This is a genomic window from Cytophaga sp. (assembly GCF_051961495.1).
Classification (GTDB): Bacteria; Bacteroidota; Bacteroidia; order Cytophagales; family Cytophagaceae; genus Cytophaga.
In genome coordinates this window covers 1-5,070 of record NZ_JBQCDF010000264.1, presented here as the reverse complement: position 1 = coordinate 5,070, position 5,070 = coordinate 1, and the positions used below count along the sequence as shown (strand labels likewise).

At 40.7% G+C, this 5,070-nt stretch carries 3 protein-coding genes; 2 read left to right on the top strand and 1 reads right to left on the bottom strand.

The window, feature by feature from the left end; translation table 11 throughout:
- Together ACTHJT_RS14625 and ACTHJT_RS14620 are read left to right on the top strand one after the other, a co-directional pair.
- Nucleotides 1-1,861, top strand: a 1,861-nt coding sequence (locus ACTHJT_RS14625) for a patatin-like phospholipase family protein (RefSeq protein ID WP_440239498.1), incomplete at its 5' end; no start/stop codon positions are given.
- Nucleotides 1,862-1,956: 95 nt separating this feature from the next.
- On the top strand, nt 1,957-4,311 hold the full coding sequence (locus tag ACTHJT_RS14620; RefSeq protein ID WP_440239496.1) for a DUF5686 family protein: 2,355 nt from the start codon (nt 1,957-1,959) through the stop codon (nt 4,309-4,311).
- A 63-nt stretch (nt 4,312-4,374) separates the two neighbouring features.
- On the opposite strand, the gene ACTHJT_RS14615 is transcribed toward ACTHJT_RS14620, so the two are convergent.
- Nucleotides 4,375-4,944: a methyltransferase family protein gene (locus tag ACTHJT_RS14615; RefSeq protein WP_440239494.1), complete on the bottom strand. Its 570-nt coding sequence runs from the start codon at nt 4,942-4,944 to the stop codon at nt 4,375-4,377.
- Nucleotides 4,945-5,070 lie beyond the last annotated feature (126 nt).

Sequence of the window (5,070 nt, the reverse complement as noted above, 5' to 3'; positions counted from 1 at the left end):
CTGCCAGGTGTTCGGCATGGTATGTGGACAATTATTCACCATTTTCATTCTCTTCCTGTATTTCAGCCGCACCAACAAAGATATCTTCAAGGAACTGGCCTTATCTGTGAATAAGACTTTAAAGCGCAGCTCCATCAACCGGGTAAATGTGCTTAAGGATATCCGTACCAAAAAGCTGAAAAACAAATACCACATCACTTCATTTTTTACCCTGAACATGAAAGTGGCAAAGACTCCTACACATGAGCACCTTGACCGCTCCATGATGATGCTGATTTTTGACCAGAATCACCTGAATGCGGTAATTGTTGAAATTTTCCTGATCACCCTTATTATAAGCCTTGGCTTGTTCCGTGACAATCCGGTGTTCCAGATTCCGGCAGCAGCCAGTGGTATCCTGTTCTTTTCAATCATTGTCATGTTTACCGGAGCCTTCTCCTATTGGTTGAGAGGCTGGGCTATTTCAACATTAGTACTGATCCTGGTTGTATTCAATATTTTAATCAAGGAAAAAATCATTCAATCCACTTACCAGGTTTTCGGAATCAATTACAATAAGAAAACTGCGGTGTATGACATGAATCGTTTAAAAGCCTTAAGCAATCCGCAAACCTATAATGAGGATAAAAAGCAAACGATCAAAATCCTGGAACGCTGGCGCTCGCATTTCCCTGACTCTGTAAAACCCAAGATGATCTTTATCTGTGCCAGCGGTGGCGGACAGCGGGCAGCAGTATGGACCATGCGTACCTTACAGTATACAGACAGTATTACCAAAGGACAGCTCTTCAAACAAACCCGTCTGATTACCGGTGCTTCCGGTGGTATTATAGGCGCCAGTTATTACCGTGAATTGAATTTACAGCAACAGGAAGGTAAAATTGCAAATGCCAATGATTTCAAATACCTGTACAATATTTCTGAAGATGTATTGAATCCGATTGTATTCAGTATGGTTGTAAATGACTTATTTTTCAGGTTCCAGAAATTCACCGACGGGAACCATGAATATTATAAAGACCGTGGTTATGCCTTTGAACAGAAGATTCATGAGAACACGAATTATGTCATGTACAAACGGATCTCAGATTACCAGAAGCCGGAAGAAGAAGCCAAGATACCCATGTTGATCTTATCTCCGACCATCATCAATGATGGCAGGAAATTATTCATCTCTCCGCTGAATATTGCTTACATGACAACTAACCATGAGAGCAATGTAAACTCCGACTTCCAGGAAAAGCTGAAAGGAATTGAATTCAAAAAAATATTTGAAGAACAGGAAGCGAGCGACCTTCATTTTATGAGTGCCTTGCGTATGAGTGCCACGTTCCCATACATTACTCCCAACGTAGATTTACCAAGCGAACCGGCCATGGAAATTATGGATGCAGGCTTGTCCGATAATTTTGGAGTAAAAGACGCGACATCATTTATGTATGTATTTAAAGACTGGATCAGTACCAATACCAGCGGTGTTATTTTTATCAACATACGTGATTCAGAAAAGAACCAGGAAATAGAAAAGCAAAGTCCGGGCTCAGTATTTCAGAAAGTGATTTCTCCTATAGGAAGTTTATACAACAACTGGAGCGACTATCAGGACTTCAACAACGACAATCTGATTGAATATGCATCTTCCTGGATGAATTGTCCGCTTGATGTCATTGAATTCGAATACATTCCCCACAATAAATTTGCGGAGAAAAACCAATCTCAACCTGCGAAGGATCCTAAAAGCGGCCGCGCTGCATTAAGCTGGCATTTAACTTTACAGGAAAAAGAAAGTTTGTATACCACCATTCTGCAAGAGAATAATCAACGTTCAATAAAACGCTTACAACTTTTATTGGGACAATAAATCTTGTATTTTTGAATGTGTACAAATTCAACCGTTCAAACCTTCAACAACTATCGACCTGCTTTGTGTTCCTTATTATAGGAATTCAGCAGTCATTGGCACAAATTGATACGCTGCACGGTAAAATCTACGAAACCTTTTCCAACCAGACACTTTCCTTTGTACATATTACCATTCAGCCATCCGGCAATGAATACATCAGTAATATAGACGGCAGTTTTGACATTCCCTTTCCGGCAGTCGGCAGTACAGTTACCTTCACCCGTTTTTTGCATCGCACTGTAGAGATTGAAATCTCAAAGACAAGTATTCCCGGAGATACATTGGTTATAAAACTCAACCGCTATTTATTGTTCCCTCCCTTAACGCCTACCGATGCACATACACTTGATCTGGTTAAGAACACGATCAATCTTTCTGCTGAGAACAATATCAACAAACGCGAAGATCTCGAATACAACACCTACAGCAAACTCACCATTGATGTAGGCAATATCAATCATGTAAATGACATCATACAGAAATTGCGTAAAGGGGGGTGGATCAAAATGGATAACCTTTCCGGCGACCAGCATTTGTATATTGTTGAAAGCGCTGCCACCCGTAAGATTAAAAACAAGCTCAATCAGATTGAAAAAGTTGATGCCCTTGTGAGCTCCGGCGTGCGAATTCCGGGTGTAGCATTGCTGGGAACACACTTACAGCATTTCAATATATACGACAACTATGTTGAGATTACAGGCAAGAAATACATCAGTCCGCTTGCAAACAACAACAGCATCAACAAATACCATTATACGGTTATTGATACACTGCACCTGGAAAACGGCCTGCATTATCTTATTGCTTTTGCACCCAAAAAGAACAGAAACTTCAGCGCATTAAAAGGGCAATTGCTGATACGTGCCGAAGATTTTTCCGTACGCAATGTTATTGCATCACCTGCATTTTTGAAAAAAGGACTTACAGAAGTAGCTGTTAACTATACAGAAGTAGATCACATCCTGTATCCTGAACGCCAGATGCTCTATTTACGCGGAACAGAAAATGTAGGCGGCTTATCACCTATTATCCAGTCCAACACCTGGTATTATTATTTCCAGGCTGATAAAAGCTTTCCTCCTCATCAGTTTGATGAATGTATTTTATCCTATGATGACAAAGCCATAAAAAAAGATACCAACTACTGGAACCAGATCCGGCAGATCCCCGCTACAGTAACCGATAAAAATACCTACCAGTATTTTGAAAACGGTATCAATCCATTGTTGCTGCAGAAATTCCTGAACCTTGGACAAAACATCTATTTCGGTAAGTTAACCATTGATGCCGTTAATCTGGATCTGAACAAAGTACTAAACCACAACCGTGTTGAAGGTGTCCGTCTGGGTATTGGAGGTTCTACCAATTACAGGTTCTCACGCATCTGGCAGCTATCTGGCTTCATTGGTTATGGGATGACTGATGGCAAGTTCAAATATGGGCTGGGTGTACAGAGGAAAGTTTATGACCCGCTCAGATGTTTTGTGGCAATAAACATCATGAACGATCTGATGGAAGCCGGCGGGCAGCAGGTGGCTTTCGAAACACCGCAGTACTCAAGTGAAACGCTGAGACGTTTCTTAATTTCCTACATGGATTATACCAAAAGCTTTTCTGTTTATTTCAAGGCTCATCCGCTGGAGTACCTGGATTATAAAATGGGCATGGCTTATCAGCACACAACGCCGAATTATTTCTATGCGTACAAAGGCCAGGAATTTGATCACATCAACTATTTTGAATGGAGCAACGGCATCCGGTATGCTTTTGGTGAACAGGAAATCCGTTTGAATGATGAAACCATCAAGCTGCAATCGGCCTTCCCGATCTTTTATTTTAACATTGACAAAGGATTTAAAGTAGGCAATCAACCTTTCCATTACACCCGTTATGAATTCAGGATCGATCAGTTTATTAAGATCGTTGATTTAGGAAAAACCGGTATTCAGCTGGCAGGCGGCACTACCAAAGGCGAAGCACCTTACAGTAAATTATTTGTAGGCAAAGGCAGCAGCAAAAGTGCCGGCGTGGTTGTACACAACAGCTTTGAAACCATGGGTTATAATGAATTTGTTGCAGATAAATATGTGGGACTGTTCATCAGTCATGACTTCGGACGGATGTATTACCGCAGCCGGTTCTTCATGCCGAACTTCATGGTCTTGTATAACATTGGCTGGGGTTATATGACGCACCCGGAAAACCACGCCGGACCGCAGATCAAAGACTTCAGCAAAGGTTACAAGGAAACCGGTGCTTTCCTGAACAACATTGTTGTATTAAAATTATCCGGATTGAAAATGGGTTTGGGAGCCGGTGTATTTTTCAGATATGGCGAATACCAGTTTGCCAGGACTACGGACAATGCCGTGTTTAAATTCTCACTGAACTTATCGCCGGGATCGTAAATAATTATGAATTATAAGTTATAAATTATGAATTGAATACATGAACAAAACATAATTCATAATTCATATATATCTTCTCACTTTTTCACAATACGCTTGAAAATCACTTCCGTACTGCTGTTTCAAAAATGCTTCTTCGCGGATTACCTGCCGGTGAAACGTAGCTATGCCTGCAGCAAGGTAAATCAAAAAGATCCAGCTCGGATAAATGCAGAACTGCCCAATCAGCAATACAGCAAAAGATACATAAATGGGATTACGACTGATTGCGAAAGCCCCGGAAGTAATCAGTCCCTGTGCAGTATTTTCAACCAGTCCTACACGGAAACTCTTTTTAAATGAAATCATTGTCCAGATGAAAAATAGCAAACCCGACAAGCACAGCACAACTCCTGTCCAGGCCAGCAGTTCTGAATAAAACAACAGCTGTGCAGGAATGGTTGGCCAGTTAAAGGTATGTGCAAGGATGAGATAAAAATAAAATAAGGCAAAGGGAGGAATGATCAGATCCTTCTTGTCTTTCTTTCCAAATTCAACAGCCTGTATCCCCATCTTTTTCAGGCTGAGGCTGCGTATAAGCACAACTGATATAAATAGTGCGAGTATTGATGTTCCTATGTATGCTTGTGTCATTTTTGTTGAATTTCTTCCTAATAAAACAAATTATGAATTCATATCCGTAGTCTTTGAACACAGGCCGGACAAAAGAATACAACGATTCAGCCCCATTCATAATTCATAATTATAACTTCTTCTTCT

Coding starts and splice junctions, on each gene's coding strand:
- ACTHJT_RS14615 (WP_440239494.1), bottom strand. CDS start 4,944: ATGACACAAGCATACATAGGAACATCAATACTCGCACTATTTATATCA.